Raw genomic sequence first — 21,471 nt, forward strand, 5'->3', positions numbered from 1 at the left:
GGTTTTCCTTTTGCGGAGAAAGAGGGATTGTTGCACACCCTCATACGGCATTTTGCAAATGCTTATATCTTTAAAAACAAAAAAACCACACAAGTAAAACTTGGTGATTTTCTATTTTTCAAGCCTCGCGCTTGATTGCGGAGAAAGAGGAACTATCCAAAAAACACAAAATTCAGTGTTTATAAGGCTTCCAAAAGCACTAAAAATTCAACTGACACCGAATTGGACACCGCGAATTAAACTTTAACACTTTTAACATAAATAAGATTATATTTTATCAAAATGGTAAATACTATCAAAACTATTATAGATTTAAAATGAAATCTTGTCTTCTAACGTCAAAATCAAATTTGCATCGTAATATTTGTATATATCTGGAATATTCAAAACCTCAATCTTGGAATAATAAGTTGCCCCAGTATGCTTTTTAATTTGTTCCAGATGTTTATTTTCCATCACATAGACCTTGTCAGCCCATTTTAATAAATCTTCAGTTAGTTCAGTAGTTCCCTCTTTTCTGCAAATCTTAAGGTTGGTTCCCGCACTCAGAAATTGGTGCTTAGGATATTCGAACGCAAAGTAGTCCTCCGCCGTTTTAGAGCGTTGTTTGTTTGCGGAGCATACGAAAAGATATTTCATATTGGTAGTGTTGCTATATCGCCTTGTGGCAAGCAGTTAACAAAATTAAGAAAAAATTATAGTAAAATAATGAGATAATTACCTTAAAGTGGTATCTTTCTCGAAAATTTACTTTTAGGTGGATATTTCGGAATACATAAAACAACTACAGTCTTTTGAGGAATATTCCTTTTCTTGGGATGAACTTGTAAAAAATTGTCCTAAAACTGATACTGCTCTAAAGCGGGAGCTTTCACGTTTGGTAGCCAAAAAAGCGATTATAAATTTAAGAAAAGGGTTTTATTTAATCATTCCACCAAGGTACTCAAAACAAGCGCAATTGCCTGTGCAATTGTTTATAAATAAGCTTTTTAACTATTTGGATAGTAATTACTATTTGGGCTTTTACTCTGCTGCAAAGTTTCATGGAGCAGGGCATCAACAAGTACAACGGGAATATATAATGACAGATAAATCATTCCCTACTATTAAAAAATCCTCGATAGACATTCATTTTTTTACAACTTCAAAATGGCCGACAAAGAATATTTTAAAGAAAAAATCGGATGCAGGTATTTTTAATATTTCCAGTCCAGCACTTACTGCTGTAGATTTAATCCATCATCAATCCAAATTAGGTGGACTTAATAGAATGTTAGCTATTCTTGAAGAGTTATCTGAGGAAATAACAGTTCAAGACATTACGGACTTAGTTAGCTGGTATTCTCACAAAAGCACCCTACAACGCTTAGGATTTTTGTTAGAAGAGGAACTACAAGTTGAATCGAATTTGTATAAACCAATCAAGGAGCGTCTAACGGCATCAAACTATTACCCTGTATTATTGAGTCTAACGTCAAAAGAGAAACCAGGAGCTGTTCATAATACTTGGAAAGTAGATGTAAACATAAAATTGGAGAGCGATTTATGATTTCAAGGCCTTATATAGCAAAATGGCAAGAACATGCACCGTGGAAACAATTTTATCAAGTAGAACAAGATCTTGTTATTAGTCGTGCTTTGGTAGAAATTTTTTCAGATGAATTTTTAAATGAAAATTTGGCATTTAGAGGTGGTACAGCCCTTCACAAATTGTATTTAAATCCAGCACCACGATATTCTGAAGATATTGATTTAGTACAAGTTAAAGCAGGACCTATTAAACCTATAATGAAAAGGCTAAATGAGGTAATTACGTTTTTTGAAGAACCAAGAAAAACACAAGTAAAAGGACACGGAGCAAAAGCATTATACCGTTTCACTTCTGAATATGAAGACATTAGACTGCGCTTAAAATTAGAAATTAATTGTAAAGAACATTTTAATGTGTTGCCTTGGGTAGAATTTCCTTTTGAAGTAAAAAGTGATTGGTTTGAGGGTAAAGCCAATATTCGAACGTATAATATAAATGAATTATTGGGCACAAAATTAAGAGCCTTATACCAACGCAGTAAAGGGCGTGATTTATTCGATTTGGATTATTCTAGATTGCATATGAAATTGGATATTAACCAAATAATTTCATGTTTTAAGGAATACATTTCATTTTCAACAGGAAATAGACCACCAAGTCAAAAAGAGTTTTTGTTAAATATTGAAGAAAAGAAACAAGACCCAAATTTTACAGGAGATATGGAGGCGCTTTTACGCCCAGAGATAAAATATGACCAAGAACTAGCTTTTCAATGGTTGAAAAGTGAAGTGATTGAGAAACTTAATTAAAATAAAAATCAATGTCTGAAGAACAAAAACAACTACTACAAAGTAAACTCTGGGCAATTGCCAACTTACTAAGAGGTAAAATGAATCCTGATGATTACCGCGATTATATTTTAGGATTTATTTTCTTTAAATATCTATCGGAAAAACAAGAGCTTTATGCGAATGAATTGCTAATTGACGAAGACATTACCGAATTTACTAAAGTAACAGATCAAGAAACCCTTGATGCCATTCGTGAAGAATCGATTATTAAGCTTGGTTATTATTTAAAGCCCGAAGAATTATTTTCTGCTGTAGCTAAAAAAGGAAACGCCAAAATTGAAGGCGAAAGCACATACATTTTGGACGATTTACAAGAAATACTCAATCATATTGAGCAAAGCACTATGGGTAACGACTCCGAAGATGATTTTGCTGCCTTATTTGAAGATTTAGATTTAACTTCAACTAAATTAGGCAGGACTGTTGGTGCAAGAAATGAAATCATTGTAAAAATAATTAATGAGTTAGATGATATTGATTTTAAACTTGATGATTTAGAGTCAGACGTTTTAGGCGATTCGTACGAATATTTAATTGGTAAGTTTGCCTCAGGAGCAGGAAAAACAGCGGGCGAATTCTATACACCTCAACAAGTTTCTACAATACTTGCAAAAGTTGTAACCACAGGAAAAACTAAAATAAAATCAGTGTATGACCCTACTTGTGGTTCGGGTTCATTGCTGTTGCGTGTAGCTAAAGAAGCTAATGTGAGTGAGTTTTATGGACAAGAGCTTAACCGTACTACATACAACTTAGCACGTATGAATATGATTTTGCACGATGTACATTATAATAATTTCGACATCAAGCAAGAGAACACTTTAGAAAACCCGCAACATATCGAAAAACGTTTTGAAGCTGTGGTAGCCAATCCTCCTTTTTCGGCACATTGGAAAGGTAAAGACAATCCACTTTATAGCACAGATGAACGCTTTAGCCAATTTGGTAGACTAGCACCAAAGACAAAAGCCGATTATGCATTTTTAACCCACATGTACTACCAACTTTCCGAAAATGGTACTATGGCTTGCGTTTTACCACATGGTGTTTTATTTAGAGGTGCAGCCGAAGGTGTTATACGTAAATATTTAATAGAAGAATTAAATGCTTTAGATGCTGTCATAGGTTTACCTGCCAATATTTTTTACGGTACGTCTATACCCACTTGTATTTTAGTATTAAAAAAATGTAGAGAGGTAGATGACAATATTATTTTTATTGATGCCAGTGGCGATGACCATTACGAAAAGTTAAAAAACCAGAACGAATTAAGACACCAAGACGTTGACTTAATTATAAATACTTTTCGCGAACGAAAAACAAACGACAAATACAGCTATGCTGCCTCATTAGCAGAAGTTGCCGAAAATGATTATAACCTCAATATTCCACGTTATGTGGATACTTTTGAGGAAGAAGAACCTGTAGACTTAGACGCGGTTATGGCTAACATTAAATCGTTAGAAGCCCAACGTAACGAGTTAGATCAACAAATAGATGTCTATTTTAAAGAACTTGGTTTAGTATTCTAATTTTTTTTATGATAAAATCCTTAAGTTTTATAGCACAAACATTGATGCTGTTTAGATGAAAAAAAGCAATAAAAATAGTCGTAACGTTCCCAATTTGAGATTTCCTGAGTTTAGTGATGAGTTAATGGAAATAAAATTGGGAGAAGTTTCTAAATTTTCAAAAGGAAAGGGAATTAGTAAAGCTGACATTAACGAAAATGGTAAAAACGAATGTATTAGATATGGCGAATTATATACACAATATGGAGAGATTATTAATGAAATAAACTCTAGAACAGATATACAGAAAGAAAATTTAATACTCAGTGAGGAAAATGATGTTATTATACCGTCATCTGGCGAAACTTCTATTGATATTGCTACGGCATCGTGTGTTTTAAAAGGAGGAATTGCTCTTGGTGGAGACTTAAATATAATCAAGACATCTATAAATGGTGTGTTTTTATCATATTATTTAAGCAATAAAAAGAAAAAAGATATTGCAAAACTAGCACAAGGAATTTCAGTTGTACATCTATATGCAAGTCAACTAGCAACTCTAAATCTGAATATTCCAAAGACAACAGAACAGAAAAAAATAGCCCACTTTTTTAATGTAATTGACCAACGTATAAACACCCAAAGCAAAATAATTAAGGATTTAAAAAAGCTACTCAAAAGTGTTTCTAAAAGGTTATTTAATGAAAGTAATCATTTATCACAGAAACCAATAAAGCTTTCAACCTTAGGGAGTTTATATAATGGACTTACTGGAAAAACAAAAGAAAATTTCGGATTGGGAAAACCATATATTCAATACAAACAAATATTTAATGATTCTAAAATTAATTTTAATGAGTGTTCTCTTGTTGAGATATATGAAAGTGAAAATCAAAACAAAGTTCAATATGGAGATGCTCTATTTACAACCTCTTCGGAAACACCTTTAGAAATAGCCACATGCTCGGTTTTTTTGGATAATATTAATGAAATTTATTTAAATAGTTTTTGTTTTGGATTTAGGTTAAATAAGGAGCTAATAATTCCAGAATTTGCTCAATATTTATTTAGAAGTGAACTGTTTAGAAAAGCAGTAATTCCTTTAGCACAAGGAAGTACTAGATACAATATTTCTAAAAATGATTTCTTAAAGTTGGAAGTTAAATTACCTCATATTACCAAACAACAAAAAATAGCTACAACACTTACGGCTATTAATAAAAAGATAGAGCTAGAAACCAAATATTTAGAACAATTAACCCAACAGAAAAAGTTCTTTTTACAGCAACTTTTTATATAAATAGATTCTGTAAAAAATAAGCTTTCTGTTCTTTGTATTTTATCAGAAGCTCTTTCTCAATTTCAATTTTTTGATCTATCGAGTATAAAAAGTTAGCAATTTTGGTTTGTTCCTCTAGGCACGGAAAATCAATTTTCATAACTTTAAAATGGTTATAATAAAGATGTACTATTGTAGTTCCTTGCCCATATTTAGCTAACGCTGTTTTCTTATATATTGAAAGATAATAAGCATAGAAATCACTACTAACATCTTTATTTGCTCTTAATATTGTTATATCTCCACCTAACTTAATATCATTTTCTTTTAAAGAAGTTACATTAGCTAAATCAATATTTCTTGTGGTTGTTGAGCATGGAACTAATAAATCTCCTACTTTCGAAAGTTTGCCTACTTTTTTGTCTGTTCTACTATGAACTTTATTTATTATTTCATCATAAGTAGTATATAATTCACCATACAGAATGCACTTATACTTTCCATATTTATTTAAATCCGTTTTTGCTAAACCGTTTCCTTTTTCTCCTTTAAAAATATAATCTAACCTCTCTTTTTCCCATTTCGGATAATCTTTCCCATTATCTTTTTTAAATCGAAATTGTTGGGAAAATAGCTGTTGCGCAAACCCTTTTTTTTGAGATTCAAGGTTGTCAATTATTTTGCTTTGGGTGTTTATACGAGTATTAAGGAGAGTTAAAAATGAAGCGATTCTATTTTGTTCTTCAATTTCAGGGAGATATATTTTGAAATTTTTAATACTTTCAAAATTTAATCCTTCCCTACCACTTCCGGTTTGTTCTTTTAAAATAAGTTTTTGACCAATATCTGAACTTAAAATTGATTGTAAAAAATGTGGATTATCTTTTATTAATCTAATAATTGAGACATGTTGATTTACGTTTCCTTCTTTAAATTCTCTTGGGACAACACAACTTCTACCAAGAGAAGCTCCAGTAATGTTTAACAGAATATCATTTGAGAAAACCTTACTACTTTTCATACTCAAATGTATCTCATTCGGGATATGTGTATTATCTAACACCAAGGAATCATTAACTACATTTTGACTTCTTATAAATGGAATACCGCTTTTTTGATAGACATTTTCGCCTCCTCTGGGTGTTTTGCCACTACCTATTTTTGAGCATAAACTTTCTAGTTTCTTTTTTTTCCAAAAATTATCAAACTCAGGAAATCTCAAATTGGGAACATTAACTCTAACGAATCCTTAATTATTTAAAATATTTAAAGCTTTTACTTTGATGTTTTTAAAACATAAAACTTATAAATCATGACAAAAACCATTTCAGAAATTAGCACTCTATGGAAAAACGACAAAAAACAGTATGTGAAAAAATCAAGCTTTGCAGCTTATGCATTGTTAATTGAAAATCACATTGTACCTGCTTTTGGAAAATTACAAACCGTTAAAGAACAAGATGTGCAGACCTTTGTACTTCAAAAACTAGAAAAGGGTTTAAACCAAAAAACAGTAAAAGATATTTTAATTGTGTTAAAAATGATTCTCAAATTTGGTGCTAAGCACAATTGGATAACGTATCAACCATTCGATATACAATTTCCTACCAATCATAAAACGTATCAAATAGAAGTGTTAAGCCGTACACATCAAAAAAAGATAATGCAACATGTTACTACTCATTTTACATTTCGAAATTTAGGTATCTACATTTGCCTAAGTACAGGTATAAGAATAGGAGAAGTATGCGCACTTACTTGGAGCGACTTAGATACCGATACAGGTGTTGTAAAGATTTGTAAAACCATTCAACGAATATACACTATTGAGAAGAATACCAAAAAAACCGAATTGATTATCGATAGCCCAAAATCTAAAAATTCTATTCGCGAAATTCCTATGAGTCGCGAACTCTTACAACTATTAAAACCTTTAAAAAAAATAATGAATACTTCCTTTTTTGTGTTAACCAATAATGAAAAACCTACAGAGCCTAGAACGTATAGAAGTTATTACAAAAAACTAATGACTGAGCTTGATATACCAGCACTCAAGTTTCATGGACTTAGACATAGCTTCGCCACTCGTTGTATTGAAAGTAAATGTGATTACAAAACGGTAAGTGTGTTATTAGGGCATTCTAATATAAGCACAACTTTAAATTTATATGTGCATCCTAATATGGAACAAAAGAAAAAAACGATAAACCAAATGTTTCGCTCACTGAAATAATAATCGTTAAATTTATCGCAACCTAACACTAAATAAATTAGAGGTAAACTATTTTACCTTATACCAAGTATAAATGACCACACAACCCGAACAAATTTTAGAAAATAATTTAGTTACTCAATTGGTGGCTTTAGGATATAAAAAAGTAACTATTACAAATGAGGAAACATTATTATCTAATCTAAAATCGCAATTAGAAAAGCACAATAAAGTTAGCCTATCTGAACAAGATTTTAAGCAAGTTCTAAACTATATCAATAAAGGTACAATATATGAGCGTGCTAAAATTTTAAGAGACCGTGTTCCTTATGTAAACGACAAAGGCGAATCTAAAACGATAGAACTAATTAATCAAATACATTGGTGTCAAAATGAGTTTCAAGTAACACAACAGATAGAAATTGAAGGAAAATATAAAAACCGTTATGACGTTACCATTTTAATTAACGGCTTACCTTTAGTACAAATAGAATTAAAGCGTAGAGGCTTAGAGCTAAAAGAAGCTTTTAATCAAATTAACCGTTACGAACGTCATAGTTTTGGTGCTGGTGCGGGATTATTTCAATTTATTCAAATCTTTGTAATTAGCAACGGAGTTAATACAAAATACTATGCCAATAGCCCAATAAAAGCGCGTTCGTTTAAGCAAACGTTTTATTGGACGGACATTAAGAATAAACTCATTACACAACTTGCAGATTTTTCAGCGATATTTTTAGAGCCTTGTCACATTTCTAAAATGATATGCAAATACATTGTTCTTAATGAGTCAGGTAAGTTTTTAATGGTGCTCAGACCATATCAATTTTATGCCGTTGAAGCTATTATAGAACGTGTAAAAACCACAACTAAGAATGGATATATCTGGCATACTACTGGTTCGGGAAAAACCTTAACGTCTTTTAAAACTAGTCAAATATTAACCCAAATGCCACAAGTACATAAAGTGGTTTTCGTAGTTGACAGAAAGGATTTAGACTATCAAACTACCAAAGAGTTTAACAGCTTTAGCAAAGGGAGTATAGATGGCACTAATGATACCAAAACTTTGGTTAAACAATTATCTGGAGATGCTAAACTAATTGTAACAACCATTCAAAAGCTAAATACAGCTGTTAACAAATCCAGGCATGTAAAAAAGTTGGAAAAACTTCAAGACAAACGTATTGTTTTCATTTTTGACGAATGCCACCGTTCGCAATTTGGTAAAACGCATGAGGCTATAAAAGATTTTTTTCAAAATAGCCAGATGTTTGGTTTCACAGGCACACCAATCTTTGAGAAAAATGCAGGCACAAACGAATATGGTAAACGTACTACTAAAATGCTTTTCGATAAAGATTTACACAAGTACGTTATAACAGATGCTATACGCGATGAAAATGTACTTAAATTTTCAGTAGAATATATAAGTACATTCAAACAAAAAGACGGAATTCAAGATATACAGGTTGAAGCCATAGACGAAAAAGGAGTAATGGAAACTCCTCAACGTTTAAACAACATTGTAGATTACATTATTGCTAATCACAATAGAAAAACTCACGGTAGAGAGTTTACAGCAATATTTTGTGTTAGTAATGTTGAAACGCTTATTAAGTACTACAAACTATTTCAGCAAAAAAAAGATGTAAATGAGCATAACTTAAAAGTAGCTACCATATTTTCTTATCAAACCAATGAAGATGATAAAGAAGCTAAGGGAGTAACTTGGGAAGATGATGCATTTTTAGCAGCGGCAGAACCTGAAGCTAGTTATGGCAACAACTATCAACATAACAGAGAACATCTCGATAATTTTATCAGAGATTATAACAAATTATTTAGTACAAATTATTCTACAAAAGATTCGCAAACGTTTTATAACTACTATAACGACATTGCAAAACGTGTAAAGCACAAACAAATTGACATTCTGCTAGTCGTTAATATGTTTTTAACTGGTTTTGATAGCAAAACATTGAATACAATTTATGTAGATAAAAATTTACGTTATCATGGGTTAATACAAGCCTATTCTAGAACCAATAGAATTTTAAACGAGTTAAAATCACAAGGTAACGTTGTTGCTTTTAGAAACTTGAAAAACGCTACAGATGATGCTATTACCTTGTTTTCAAATATCGATGCCAAGGATGAAATCATCATGCAACCCTATGAGGCTTATGTCAAGAAAATGAATGAGGCTTTTATAGCATTACTTCAAATAGCACCAACCGTTGATAGTGTAAATGCTCTTAAAGATGAAGAAGAAGAATTAGCTTTTGCAAAAACGTTTAGGGAATTAATGCGTATTAAAAATATACTAATCACATTTACAGAATTCTCGTTTAGTGATTTAAGCATTAACGAACAAGCCTTTGAAGATTATAAGAGTAAGTATTTAGATTTGTATGATAAAGTAAAGAGCCATGATGCTAAAGAAAAAATATCAATACTACAGGATATAGATTTTGAATTGGAGCTAATTCATAGAGATGAGATTAACGTTACTTATATCTTAAAGCTCTTAGCTAAATTGAAAGATGCAACACCAGAGGAAAAAGAGAAGCAAGAAAAATCTATCTATGATTTAATTGCAGGAGAAACACAATTACGAAGTAAGAGAGAGTTAATAGAACGATTTATAAATCAACATTTACCATATATTGAAGATTCTGATGATGTGCCAGACGAATTCGCCAACTTCATAGGAAAAGAAAAACGTATTGCTATTAAAAACCTTAGTGAACAAGAAGACTTAAATCCTGAGAAACTAGAAAAAATCATAGGTGATTATTTATTTACTGAAAAAATACCGCTTCGTGATGATATCGTAGCAATTATGAATAAGAGGCCTAGTTTAAAAGAACGCAAAACAAAGTCGGAGCGTGTAACCTCTAAAATTTTAAAATTTGTTGAAACATTTATCAGCGGGATATCTGCACCTTGATAAACTAAAGAATATCGAATATTCTAAAATATGGACCAAACAACATTTATAGACTAATAAAACCAAGTTAGTGTATTAATTATAAACCGTTTAACCACATTTCTCGATATTGCGTTCCTCTTCATTTCGAGAAAAAAGGTTCGCTAAAAAAGTCTTGGACACAATCCACAACTTTAGCCTTGCATTACAGGCCAAAATAGTGAATTAAGTCCGCTTAATCGGAATTTCATATTTTCATTTAGTATCACTTCCTATAGTTTTCAATTCTTCACGCTACAATTTTGCTTCAAACCCGAACCACCACCCTTATACCTTTTTTACCTGTAAAACAACAATATTTAGTCTTAAACGGACTGCATAATCAGGCTCCCTTCGTCTACGCTCAGGGTAAACTCGCTCGCACTTTTTATAAGTCCTTAATAATCCTAAATATTAGACAACTAATGGCAAAAAAGGTAACAGCTGACAGCTCTATGGGAAGTAAATCAAAATAATCGAAGTATAAAATCATATCAAAATATCTAAAAAGGAAGTGACACTAAAAAAGCAAAAAAGGAAAACGCTTCTAGATATAATAAGTAAATCAATTTTCTATTTCTTTATCAATCAATCTGACGTCTATTTTTTAAAAATTTGATAAAATCATAAATATTGGCTTAAAAAAATGCTAATTGATATCAAACTTCATTTTTTTAAAAACTCAATTCAAATTATCTTAAAGAACGGCAGGTTAAGTAATTAATATTCCTCAAAATTCAACCAAAAATTCGGTTTGGATGTTTTCTGTTTTTGTCCCATTAAAGGGCAAAAATGGAGAAGCAAGAGGGTAACACGCTAAAGCGATGTTACATATTCTATTTCAGCCGAAATCCCTTTAAAAATAAAGGGTTACGACAATTTAATAGTTTGATGTTTTTCTTGTTTTTTCACGGAAAAATGATGAAAGCGAAGTAAAATCAAGGAATTTTTCACGAAAAAATGGATAAAGGATATGAAAAAGAGCGATTTGTGAGTATAAGCATTAAGGATTCTGTGGCGCAAAAATTCAAGAAGTTTTGTAAGCAGTATTCTAAATCACAATCAATGACATTACTCGATATGATTGATTTTTTTAAAGTGAATGAAATCGCACCAAATGAGCGTTTGGGCGAAACAATTTCTAGCATCAAACACCTTATGAAAAAACGTTTTAACTGTGTTGTTGCTATTATGAGAGATATTGAAAAAACACAAACCAAGCCTACTAATGCCATGTTGCAACAGTTGTTTCAAGAAGCCTCTAAAGAAGAAGAGGAAGAAGTTTATGATTTTGGTACACCAACACTCATAACCGAAAATGAAGAACTGGAATATTATCGAAATGAGTATCAAAAATCACAACAAGAAAATGTGAAGTTAAAGCACAATTTTGATGATTTATTGAGCAAGATTGTGGTTGAGAAAAGAAGTTTTGGAAAGAACTATTTAAAACTAAATTTAAGTCTAGAAGAGTATGAAAAATTTAAAAATCATTAAAAATTTTGAATCATCAAAAAGCACTAAAACAATGCAAATAATACTAAATGTTAGGTTGTCCATTTTTTGGACTAGCACTGGACTAGCAGTGTACTACTACATGTCCAAAAAATGGACAAGCAGTGGACAAGCGCTGGTATCTATATATAAACATATACAAACAATAACAAACAGTAAAAACAAAAAAAAGAGTTTTTTAATTTTTAAATTTTCATTTCTTAAAAATCAACAAAAATTCAAAATACCAAAACGATACAAATTTTATGAAGTAAAAAAATGGCAAACTGTTACAGCAGTTGACCAAAATTTGGACAAGCTCTGTACCAACAGCAAAGAGTTAAAATTAACCTACTTGGTTAATGCTTTTACTTAAATTAAATTTTCCTTTGAGAGCTTTCATATCATCACTAACTTTTCTATCCAGTATTTTAGCATAATGTTGTGTAGTTTTTAACGATTTATGTCCGAGCATTTTACTTACAGACTCAATTGGTACACCGTTAGTCAAAGTCACAGTTGTAGCAAATGTATGACGAGCCAGATGAAACGTTAGATTTTTTTGAATCCCACATAAATCAGCAATTTCTTTCAAATACGCATTCATTTTTTGATTGCTCAAAACTGGTAAAACTTTATAAGTATTAATAATATCTTGATGATTAACATATTTTTCGAGAATAGCTTCTGCTGTTGGAAGTATAGGTATATTACTTCTTGTATCCGTTTTAGTTCGTTTTGTTTTTATCCAATTTTCACCATCAATACCAATAACAATATCATCTTTACATAACTTTTTAACGTCAACATATGCGAGACCAGTAAAACAACAAAAAATAAAAATATCTTTAACTTGATCCAAACGAAGGGTGTGCAATTCTTTTTCAACCATTTTTTGAATTTCCTCTTCATTTAAAAATTCCCTATCAACAATCTTTAATCGAGCCTTCCAATTATAGAATGGATCTGTGGATATCCAATTATTGGCATAAGCAATACGAATTATCTTTTTAAAGTTAGTGATATACTTAATAGCCGTATTATGGCTACAGTTACGAACAGTTTTTAGATAGTACTCAAGACCACTAATAAATTTGTGGTTTACATCTCTTACGGGAATATCATCAACTCTATATTCAAGACTAATATACTCGCCAACGTGTTTCTTTGCAGTTCTGTAGCGTTCAGCCGTTCCGTAAGCAAAATCTTTACCAACCAGCGAATCAACCTTGTCGTTATGTTCTTGAAAGATTTCAAGTAACATTCTTTGATTTTTCTTTTTACCTAAATAAACGTCTCTAATACCAGCGGCTGTTATAGACATATTATCATCTACTAACCTTTGGTGAATGCGATAAATCTTATTCGCAATAGTATCAATATACCTATTTATCTCTTGTGATTCAGACGAAAACCCTTTTGCCTTTCCTGCCTCAGAACTCCACCTTTCAACATGTACTTTTCGTTTAATACTTAGCTCAGAACGCCTACCATTTACGGTAATTCTAAGGTAAATATTAGCATACCCATTTTTGTCAGCTTTACTTCTTTTTATGTAGAAAAGAAGTGTAAATGAATTTTCCATAGGTGTCAGTATTAAGATTCCTAATAAATTTACGAAAAATAATTCAAACTTTTTTTCTGGAGTAGTAGTAAAATAAGGTGATTCAGAGCCATTCGGTGTCAGTTGGGTAATGATTGCAAGTGACACCGAATTAGACACCTATTATATGTGATTTATTGCCTTTATTTGATGTTTTTGAAAATTAAAAAACCCCATAAACATAGAGTTTACGGGGTTTTGGTAGAAATTGTTAAAATTTCAGCGGAGAAAGAGGGATTCGAACCCCCGGAGGTGTGACCCTCGCTGGTTTTCAAGACCAGTGCATTCGACCACTCTGCCATTTCTCCAATTTCGCGGTCTGCGTTCTCTATAGTTTTTTTGCCTAAGAGGATGCAAATATAGAAAGCTTTTTCAATTCATTAAAGATTTTTTAAATATTTTTTGTCTTTTAATAAATAGTACTTTTACGACCTTATATTAAAATTTTAATGGATAGTTCCTTAAACTATATTTTACTAGTAATCGTAGGCTTTATCGCTGGAATTGTCAATACAATTGCAGGAGGAGGTTCATTAATTACATTACCCATGCTTATCTTTATCGGATTACCATCAAATGTAGCGAATGGTACTAATAGAATTGCAATTTTAATTCAGAACTTCTCTTCAGGTGCTGGGTTTAAAAGTAAGGGTATTTCTGCTTTTCCGTTTAGCTTATACCTGGGTATTTCTGCCATGTTCGGATCTATACTTGGTGCCTATTTCGCAGCAAATTATATAAAAGATGATATTTTTAATAAAATCTTGGGTATCGTTATGATTGTTATTGTTACCTATATGATTATAAAACCAAAAGCTGCAACTTTAGAAAAATTACACGAGCGAACTTCAGGAGTGCACTTTTGGCTTAGTATTGTTATATTTTTCTTTATCGGAATTTATGGAGGTTTTATACAAGCAGGTACGGGTATATTCATATTATTAGCACTTTCAACAATAAATCATTTTACATTGGTAAAAAGTAATGCAGCCAAAACTACCATCGTAATTGTATATACCATTGCTTCAGTGGCTGTTTTTGCGTATGCAGGGTTAATTAATTATAAATACGGACTCACCATGGCAATTGGTAATGCTTCTGGAGCTTGGTTTGCTAGTCGTTGGGCAGTTAAAAAAGGAGATGGAGTTGTAAGAATATTTTTAGTAATTGTAGTAATTGCAATGGCTATAAAACTTTGGTTTCCGCAGCTATTCAATTTCAATAATTAAAGTTATTTTTGTTTTATGAGCAATACAATAGGAAAACTATTTAAACTGACCACTTTTGGCGAATCTCATGGTACTTCCATGGGTGGTATTATTGATGGATGTCCCGCAGGATTAACACTAAATATAGAAAAAATTCAGTTAGAGCTAAATAGACGTAAACCAGGGCAATCGAATATCGTTACACAACGTAAAGAACCAGATACTGTTGAATTTTTATCAGGAATTTTTGAAGGGAAAACAACAGGTTCTTCTATAGGTTTTGTAATAAAGAATACGAATCAAAAATCAAAGGATTACTCACATATAAAAGATTCCTACAGACCTTCACATGCAGATTATACCTATGATAAAAAATACGGATTTCGCGATTATCGTGGGGGCGGACGCTCATCTGCGCGCGAAACTGCTAATTGGATTGTTGCGGGTGCCATAGCTAAACAACTACTTTCAAAAATAAATATTAATGCATATACCTCTTCGGTAGGTAGTATTTTTCTTAAAAAACCCTATCAAGAATTAGATTTTACCAAAACCGAAACCAATAGTGTTCGCTGTCCTGATAACGCTTTCGCGGAAAAGATGATAGAACACATTAAAATCATTAAAAAACAAGGTGATACCGTTGGTGGAACAATAACGTGTGTATTGCAAAATGTTCCTGTTGGTTTAGGCGAGCCTATTTTTGACAAATTACATGCTCGACTAGGGCACGCCATGCTTTCCCTGAACGCAGTGAAAGGTTTTGAATACGGTAGTGGCTTTTGCGGTGCAAAAATGAAAGGTTCTGAGCATAATGATGCTTTTAATAGTGATGGTAGCACAAAAACCAACCTTTCTGGCGGAGTGCAAGGAGGCATCTCAAACGGAATGGATATTTATTTTCGTGTAGCGTTTAAGCCAGTCGCTACCCTACTCCAAAAATATGAAACTATAGATTCTCAAGGTAATGTTGTTGAAATGCAAGGCAAAGGGCGTCATGACCCTTGTGTAGTACCTCGTGCAGTACCTATTGTAGAAGCTTTAGCAGCTATGGTTTTGGCAGACTTTTATTTATTAGATAAAACTCGAAGAGTATAATTAAGTGACCTATATTTCAAAAATTCATATAAACACCAACAGAATACAACCATACCCATATAGTATCCCAGCGATAAAAAATGCTAAAAATTTAGATATTTCAAATAAAATAACATTTATAGTTGGTGAAAATGGTTCGGGTAAGTCTTCTCTATTAGAAACTTTAGCCTGTAGATTGCATCTTCCACATATGGATGGTTATAGTTATAATAAACAAAGTTTTGATACTGCAAAAATGTTAGTGCCCTTTTTAGAAATTGAATGGAGTATAGAACGCTCTACTGGTTTCTTTTTTAGAGCAGAAGATTTTGGAGATTATCTTAATAGTGTTCAAAGAACAGATGATACTATTCATAGGCAATTATCTGATTTAGAAGGAAAAATTCCTAGCGGCGTTCTCCAACAAATGAAAGATAGTGCAAACCAACAATTACACAGAGTAAAAAGAGATTTTGGACAAGATTTAAACGTTTTTTCACACGGTGAGGCATACTTACATATTATGCATCAAATGGTAAACCAAAGAGGCATATATCTATTAGATGAACCTGAAGCTTCGTTATCTCCATCAAAGCAATTAGCATTTATCTATTTTTTACAAGAACACTTACAACAGTTTAATTCTCAATTTATTATTGCAACACATTCTCCAATAATTTTGGCATATCCTAATGCAACTATTTATGAAATTTCTGAATCAGAAATGATAAAAACTAAATTGGAAAACACTGAGCACTACACAATAACAAAATCATTTTTAAATTCACCTTCAGCTTTTTTGAGACATTTTGAAGAATAAGTTTTCAACAAAAAAATCTGTGAATTCAAACTGAAAACTTAGCTAGTTTATACTAAATTTTCGATGTATTTTTAAGCATCGAAAACAATAAACACATAAAAGGTAGAGGTGCACAGATTAACACGCACAATCGTTTTTTACAGTATTCTCATACCGTAGAAGATGACTTTTTAAACTATTGTTATGCAGAAGAGGAAGAACATGAAAGCAATAGAACTACATACATTGAAATTTATCCAAAAACAATCTTAAACAAAGTCGATAACCCAGACATTGGTATGTCGTATTCTATGAATCCGTATCAAGGTTGTGAGCATGGTTGTATTTATTGTTATGCTAGAAATACCCACGAATATTGGGGCTATTCTGCTGGTTTAGATTTTGAACGAAAAATATTATTCAAAAAAAGTGCTCCTCAACTTTTAGAAGAAAAGCTAAAAAGTAAAAACTGGAAACCAATTCCAATCATGTTTTCAGGCAATACTGATTGTTATCAGCCTATAGAAAAGAAATTAGAGATTACACGTAAAATGCTTGAAGTGTTGTACAAATACAAGCATCCTGCAGGAATAATTACTAAAAACGCGTTGATTTTAAGAGATTTAGATATTCTTAAAAATATGGCAAAGCTCAATTTAGTGCATGTAAGTATTTCAATTACTTCGCTACAAGAAGAAACACGTAGAATTTTAGAACCACGAACAGCATCCATAAAAAAACGATTAGAAACTGTTCGTATTTTATCAGAAAATAGAATTCCTGTAAATGTAATGATGGCACCCATTATTCCTGCAATTAATAACCATGAAATTTTTGATTTGGTTAAGAAAGTGAGTGAATTGGGTGCGGTTTCCGCTGCCTATACTATTGTGAGACTTAATGGTGCTATTGGTGAAATTTTTACAAATTGGGTGCGAAAAACCTTCCCCGAAAGGGCAGAAAAAATTCTACATCAAATTGAAGATTGCCATAATGGTTCTTTAAATGATTCTCGTTTTGGTAAACGCATGCGTGGCGAAGGTAAAATTGCTGAACAGATTGCTTTACAATTTCGATTAGCAAGAAAAATGTACTTATCAGATAAGTATTTACCTCCATATAATTTAGAGCTATTCAATAATGAAAGAAATAGACAACTGAAGTTATTCTGAAACTATTTTTTATAAAAAAAGACCTTATTAGAAAATAATAGTAAAAAAAAGACGTTATTATCAAAACTCCCTAACGGATATATTCCGCTAGGGATTTTTTTATATAGATTTTTAATACAGGCCTATGAATACAAAATACATTACGATTTTTTCAACAATTATGTTGTTCGTCTCCCATTCCCTTTGCATGACTCATGCACAAATATCAAAAAACTGGCTTAGCAAAAACGCTGGTAAGGTAACCAGTGTTAGCAGTAATAGTTGGTCATATACTTGTGAAGACGGAATTGAGGTTGAATTACTAAGTTTAGGAATTAAAAATAATGTTCCAGCTCAAATTAGCGTTCCAAATTCTGATAATATTGAAAGGCTAGTAGTTGAAATAGTGTATAAAGGAAAAAATCCTGGAAGCACTATACAAATTCAAGATGCTGATGGTAATAACTACTCTGCAACTAGAGAAGTGCCTGCGGGAGGTAGCTCTAACGTTTGGTACTACAGAACAGAGATTGTCCCAACATCACAAATCAAATACAACAATACCTCGAATGCAGGCAATGCACAATCTATGCTCGCATATGTGTTTAGAAAAAATAATAATGGCATTGGCAGCTCAGGAACCTTTACAGCAATTGGAGGTTACAATAATATAGAAACAATTAAAATTCCAATCAAAACAGATGCTGGTCCGAGAACTGTTGATATTGAATTACCTATTTCTGAGTTAACCCCAGATGGTAGGTATATTCATATAGAGGCTTCTGCTGCAGATGGTAGCTCAGTTTCACTTACCGAAACCATTAGTAACTTTCCTGATGGACAATGTTGTATTAAAGTTTTCGAACTTTCATTACCAAATGTTGCAGGTAATGTAGGCGAAATTGAAATTAAAATAGATACTCGTAACAAAAAGAATGGACAATCTGTGAACGGTCAGTCTTGGGTAATGGGCGGTTCTGTAAAAACTGATGTATATTGTTCATGTCTTAACGATACAACGCCACCGCAACCAGATGCTTCCATTTTATCAGATATTATTGGAGAATGTAATGTCGCCACTCTTAAACCACCTACAGCAAAAGACAATTGTACTGTTGGAACCATTACAGGAACAACTACTACAACATTACCTATTACTACACCAGGAACTACAGTTGTAACATGGACTTTTACAGATACTTCTGGCAATAGTAGTACGCAGACACAAAATGTAATTATAAAAGATAGCAAAGCACCAGTACCTAGTATTGCAAAACTACCAGACCTTAAAGGGGATTGTAATGTTGAAGCTCCTACTCCACCAACAGCAAATGATATTTGCGATGGGACTATAGCTGGCGCGACAACTACTTTATTTCCAATAACGAAGACTGGTACAACCGTTATTACTTGGATCTATACTGATACTGCTGGAAATAGTACTACGCAAACACAGAATATCATCATTAAAGATGTTACTCCTCCTATGCCAAATAGTACAACATTACCAGTCATAAATGGTGACTGTAGCGTAGCAGCTCCTGCACCACCTAAAGCAACCGATAATTGTGATGGAACTATAACAGGTATAACTACTACTTCGTTTCCCATAACTGACGCTGGCACAACTCTAATTACATGGACTTTTACAGATACTTCTGGCAATAGCACTACGCAAACACAGAATATTATCATTAAAGATGTTACTCCTCCTATACCAAATAGTACAACATTACCAGTCATAAATGGTGACTGTAGCGTAGCAGCTCCAGCACCACCTAAAGCAACCGATAATTGTGATGGAACTATTTTAGGAACAACTAGTACCACATTTCCAATAACAACACCTGGAGCCACAGTTATAACTTGGACCTTTACAGATTCCGTTGGAAATAGCAGTACGCAAACGCAAAGAATCATCAATATAGATAATCTAGCGCCAGTTCCAGATACTAGCAGTTTACCAAATTTGAGAAGTGGATGTAGTATTAGTATGCCTCCTGCCCCAACCGCAACGGATAATTGTGATGGGCAGATTACGGGAACCACAACTACATCCTTTCCGATAACTGCGCAAGGAACTACTGTGGTAACTTGGACCTTTACAGATGCAGCTGGTAATAGTAGCTCACAGACGCAAAGCGTGATTATTAACGACGTTACGCCACCAACAGCAGATAACTTAGAAGATCATCTGTTATTATTTGACTTTAACAACTTGCCTGATGTTACTTTTAGTGATGACTGTTCAGATGTAACTATTGAATATAGAGAATATCAAGCGGTTCAATCTTGTTGGGCAGAATTTGGTCCTCAAAATGCAAATACCAATATGCGATTTGAAAATGTTCCGTTTGACGAGAATCATCATTGGGAATATGGATATGTCGAAATGCTATTGAATATTCGGCCGAAAGTACATGGTAGAGTTGTTAATAATACAGATCCATCTTCAGGATTTATCGTAGAAATATATTTTGAAAGCATTATACCGTATGTACAATGGGTCGCTTCTGGAGGACAGGCACCTGGTGATGCCTTACAAGATCAGCGTGAATATGCTAAAGTGGACTTTACTCAACCCTACACCTTTAATGGGTTTGGAGCTTACGAAAATGCTTCAATCACATTAGAGCAAAATAACCCAAATAGTTATATAGAGGTTGGTGCTAAAGCTGAGTTAGGTAGTTATGGAGCTGCTTTTAGACTATCCTATAACGGCACCTTAGATAATGGTAGTACAATTGGCGGAAATGGTAATGTAATTGAGATGTTTGCATCATTAGAAAGATGCGTTAACATAAGAGGATTACTACTTATAAGAGAATGGATTGTAACAGATGTAGCTGGTAATTCACAAGTATTTATCCAAAGAATCGAAACAGAAGAATAATATTGCTAAACTTAGAAAAATGAAAAGACTATATATATTTTACATACTTACATTGTCATGTTTTATCACCTATGCACAATTACAAGAAGAAACCTTTGACGATAATTCACTACCTACCGGTTGGAAAGTAAATGATACTAACAGCTACTGTTCGTGGAAGTTTGGTTATACAAATGAGCTACCATTTATAAATCCAAAAAAACCTATAAAACTGACCTCTGGCAGTCTCCTTTTTGATGATAACAAATGTGGTTCTTTTAAAAACAACAAACTATCATTAGAAAGCCCTCAAATAGATTTAGTTGCAAAAGCTGTCGTTAACGCAGAAGTAGAATTGACTTACAATCATCAGGCGTTTGTTGATTCTGGTATTTTTACTGTTGATGCTTGGGATGGAAACCAATGGAAAAATATTTTAACTGTTGAAAGCGATAGCCCAGCCAAAGATAGTAATGAAATCACTACCACTACTCGTATTGACGTTTCAGAACATATCAATAATCAGTTTAAAGTACGTTTTTCATATGATGATGAAAATACAAGAACCTATGGTGTAGCCATAGATCACTATAAACTTATAAATACAAATGAAACGTTAACACTACAGTTATTGGAAGGTGAATTAGTTTATTTTCCAAATCCTGTAAACAACGAACTTAATATCCACGCAAATAAAGATATAAAGAGAGTTATCGTGTTTAATGCTATCGGTCAATTAGTTATGGCTAGACAACCTAGTACATTGGCTACTAAACTACCCATGAATAATTTAAGTCAAGGAGTTTATATCATTCAAGTTGAAATGAACAACCAAACAAAAAACTTTAAAGTTTTCAAAAAATAACGTCAATATCTTTACTCTTCGAAAAGCACTTATCAATTAAATGATAG

17 protein-coding genes and 1 tRNA gene are annotated in these 21,471 nt (G+C 32.5%); 14 read left to right on the top strand and 4 right to left on the bottom strand.

Features of this window, described 5'->3' with window-relative positions; translation table 11 throughout:
* Positions 1–312: 312 nt before the first annotated feature.
* On the bottom strand, positions 313–639 hold the full coding sequence (locus tag AC1EUY_RS07540) for a phosphotyrosine protein phosphatase (RefSeq protein ID WP_480194906.1): 327 nt from the start codon (positions 637–639) through the stop codon (positions 313–315).
* A gap of 118 nt (positions 640–757) precedes the next feature.
* Here AC1EUY_RS07540 and AC1EUY_RS07545 point away from each other — a divergent pair, with 118 nt between their 5' ends.
* Genes AC1EUY_RS07545 through AC1EUY_RS07560 form a run of 4 tightly spaced genes read left to right on the top strand, consistent with a single transcriptional unit; the run spans position 758 to position 5,193 of the window.
* Positions 758–1,549, top strand: coding sequence for a type IV toxin-antitoxin system AbiEi family antitoxin domain-containing protein (locus tag AC1EUY_RS07545; protein ID WP_480194907.1), 792 nt, complete (start codon positions 758–760; stop codon positions 1,547–1,549).
* Entirely contained in the window at positions 1,546–2,340 is a 795-nt protein-coding gene (locus AC1EUY_RS07550) for a nucleotidyl transferase AbiEii/AbiGii toxin family protein (RefSeq protein ID WP_480194908.1), read from the top strand. The genes AC1EUY_RS07545 and AC1EUY_RS07550 overlap by 4 nt, the downstream gene beginning before the upstream one ends.
* 11 nt (positions 2,341–2,351) lie before the next feature.
* Positions 2,352–3,914 carry a type I restriction-modification system subunit M gene (locus AC1EUY_RS07555; protein ID WP_480194909.1) on the top strand — a complete coding sequence of 521 codons (1,563 nt, stop codon included), beginning with the start codon at positions 2,352–2,354 and terminating at the stop codon, positions 3,912–3,914.
* A gap of 55 nt (positions 3,915–3,969) precedes the next feature.
* Entirely contained in the window at positions 3,970–5,193 is a 1,224-nt protein-coding gene (locus AC1EUY_RS07560) for a restriction endonuclease subunit S (protein WP_480194910.1), read from the top strand.
* On the opposite strand, the gene AC1EUY_RS07565 is transcribed toward AC1EUY_RS07560, so the two are convergent.
* Positions 5,186–6,394: a restriction endonuclease subunit S gene (locus AC1EUY_RS07565; protein WP_480194911.1), complete on the bottom strand. Its 1,209-nt coding sequence runs from the start codon at positions 6,392–6,394 to the stop codon at positions 5,186–5,188. The two genes, AC1EUY_RS07560 and AC1EUY_RS07565, sit on opposite strands and share 8 nt — an antisense overlap.
* 90 nt (positions 6,395–6,484) lie before the next feature.
* Between AC1EUY_RS07565 and AC1EUY_RS07570 the strand changes: the two genes are divergently transcribed.
* The 4 genes from AC1EUY_RS07570 (at position 6,485) to AC1EUY_RS07585 (ending at position 12,225) form a co-directional block, all read left to right on the top strand.
* Positions 6,485–7,405, top strand: a complete 921-nt coding sequence (locus AC1EUY_RS07570) for a tyrosine-type recombinase/integrase (RefSeq protein ID WP_480194912.1) — start codon at positions 6,485–6,487, stop codon at positions 7,403–7,405.
* A gap of 73 nt (positions 7,406–7,478) precedes the next feature.
* Positions 7,479–10,337 (top strand): type I restriction endonuclease subunit R, encoded by a 2,859-nt coding sequence (locus AC1EUY_RS07575; protein WP_480194913.1) that lies wholly within the window; start codon positions 7,479–7,481, stop codon positions 10,335–10,337.
* A 978-nt stretch (positions 10,338–11,315) separates the two neighbouring features.
* Entirely contained in the window at positions 11,316–11,852 is a 537-nt protein-coding gene (locus AC1EUY_RS07580) for a BfmA/BtgA family mobilization protein (protein WP_480194914.1), read from the top strand.
* Positions 11,830–12,225: a hypothetical protein gene (locus AC1EUY_RS07585; protein WP_480194915.1), complete on the top strand. Its 396-nt coding sequence runs from the start codon at positions 11,830–11,832 to the stop codon at positions 12,223–12,225. The genes AC1EUY_RS07580 and AC1EUY_RS07585 overlap by 23 nt, the downstream gene beginning before the upstream one ends.
* On the opposite strand, the gene AC1EUY_RS07590 is transcribed toward AC1EUY_RS07585, so the two are convergent.
* Positions 12,196–13,434 (bottom strand): site-specific integrase, encoded by a 1,239-nt coding sequence (locus tag AC1EUY_RS07590; RefSeq protein WP_480194953.1) that lies wholly within the window; start codon positions 13,432–13,434, stop codon positions 12,196–12,198. The two genes, AC1EUY_RS07585 and AC1EUY_RS07590, sit on opposite strands and share 30 nt — an antisense overlap.
* Before the next feature lie 241 nt (positions 13,435–13,675).
* A tRNA-Ser gene (locus AC1EUY_RS07595) sits at positions 13,676–13,760 on the bottom strand.
* Between the two features lie 141 nt (positions 13,761–13,901).
* On the opposite strand from AC1EUY_RS07595, the gene AC1EUY_RS07600 reads away from it, so the two are divergent.
* The 6 genes from AC1EUY_RS07600 (at position 13,902) to AC1EUY_RS07625 (ending at position 21,424) form a co-directional block, all read left to right on the top strand.
* The gene (locus AC1EUY_RS07600) at positions 13,902–14,681 is read left to right on the top strand and encodes a sulfite exporter TauE/SafE family protein (protein ID WP_480194916.1); all 780 of its coding nucleotides are present in this window, start codon (positions 13,902–13,904) and stop codon (positions 14,679–14,681) included.
* 15 nt (positions 14,682–14,696) lie between these two features.
* A complete protein-coding gene (gene aroC / locus AC1EUY_RS07605; protein ID WP_480194917.1) occupies positions 14,697–15,758 on the top strand; it encodes a chorismate synthase in 1,062 nt (353 codons plus the stop codon).
* A 4-nt stretch (positions 15,759–15,762) separates the two neighbouring features.
* Entirely contained in the window at positions 15,763–16,557 is a 795-nt protein-coding gene (locus tag AC1EUY_RS07610; protein ID WP_480194918.1) for an AAA family ATPase, read from the top strand.
* A gap of 77 nt (positions 16,558–16,634) precedes the next feature.
* On the top strand, positions 16,635–17,708 hold the full coding sequence (locus tag AC1EUY_RS07615) for a PA0069 family radical SAM protein (RefSeq protein ID WP_480194954.1): 1,074 nt from the start codon (positions 16,635–16,637) through the stop codon (positions 17,706–17,708).
* Positions 17,709–17,895: 187 nt separating this feature from the next.
* On the top strand, positions 17,896–20,580 hold the full coding sequence (locus AC1EUY_RS07620) for an HYR-like domain-containing protein (RefSeq protein WP_480194919.1): 2,685 nt from the start codon (positions 17,896–17,898) through the stop codon (positions 20,578–20,580).
* Positions 20,581–20,599: 19 nt separating this feature from the next.
* Complete coding sequence (locus AC1EUY_RS07625) at positions 20,600–21,424, top strand: T9SS type A sorting domain-containing protein (protein ID WP_480194920.1); 825 nt, start codon at positions 20,600–20,602, stop codon at positions 21,422–21,424.
* Positions 21,425–21,471 lie beyond the last annotated feature (47 nt).

This window comes from Maritimimonas sp. 2210JD6-3, from assembly GCF_056591795.1.

Coding starts and splice junctions, on each gene's coding strand:
- AC1EUY_RS07590 (WP_480194953.1), bottom strand. CDS start 13,434: ATGGAAAATTCATTTACACTTCTTTTCTACATAAAAAGAAGTAAAGCT.
- AC1EUY_RS07580 (WP_480194914.1), top strand. CDS start 11,316: ATGGATAAAGGATATGAAAAAGAGCGATTTGTGAGTATAAGCATTAAG.
- AC1EUY_RS07600 (WP_480194916.1), top strand. CDS start 13,902: ATGGATAGTTCCTTAAACTATATTTTACTAGTAATCGTAGGCTTTATC.
- aroC (WP_480194917.1), top strand. CDS start 14,697: ATGAGCAATACAATAGGAAAACTATTTAAACTGACCACTTTTGGCGAA.
- AC1EUY_RS07555 (WP_480194909.1), top strand. CDS start 2,352: ATGTCTGAAGAACAAAAACAACTACTACAAAGTAAACTCTGGGCAATT.
- AC1EUY_RS07625 (WP_480194920.1), top strand. CDS start 20,600: ATGAAAAGACTATATATATTTTACATACTTACATTGTCATGTTTTATC.
- AC1EUY_RS07540 (WP_480194906.1), bottom strand. CDS start 639: ATGAAATATCTTTTCGTATGCTCCGCAAACAAACAACGCTCTAAAACG.
- AC1EUY_RS07560 (WP_480194910.1), top strand. CDS start 3,970: ATGAAAAAAAGCAATAAAAATAGTCGTAACGTTCCCAATTTGAGATTT.
- AC1EUY_RS07570 (WP_480194912.1), top strand. CDS start 6,485: ATGACAAAAACCATTTCAGAAATTAGCACTCTATGGAAAAACGACAAA.
- AC1EUY_RS07575 (WP_480194913.1), top strand. CDS start 7,479: ATGACCACACAACCCGAACAAATTTTAGAAAATAATTTAGTTACTCAA.
- AC1EUY_RS07585 (WP_480194915.1), top strand. CDS start 11,830: ATGAAAAATTTAAAAATCATTAAAAATTTTGAATCATCAAAAAGCACT.
- AC1EUY_RS07620 (WP_480194919.1), top strand. CDS start 17,896: ATGACTCATGCACAAATATCAAAAAACTGGCTTAGCAAAAACGCTGGT.
- AC1EUY_RS07550 (WP_480194908.1), top strand. CDS start 1,546: ATGATTTCAAGGCCTTATATAGCAAAATGGCAAGAACATGCACCGTGG.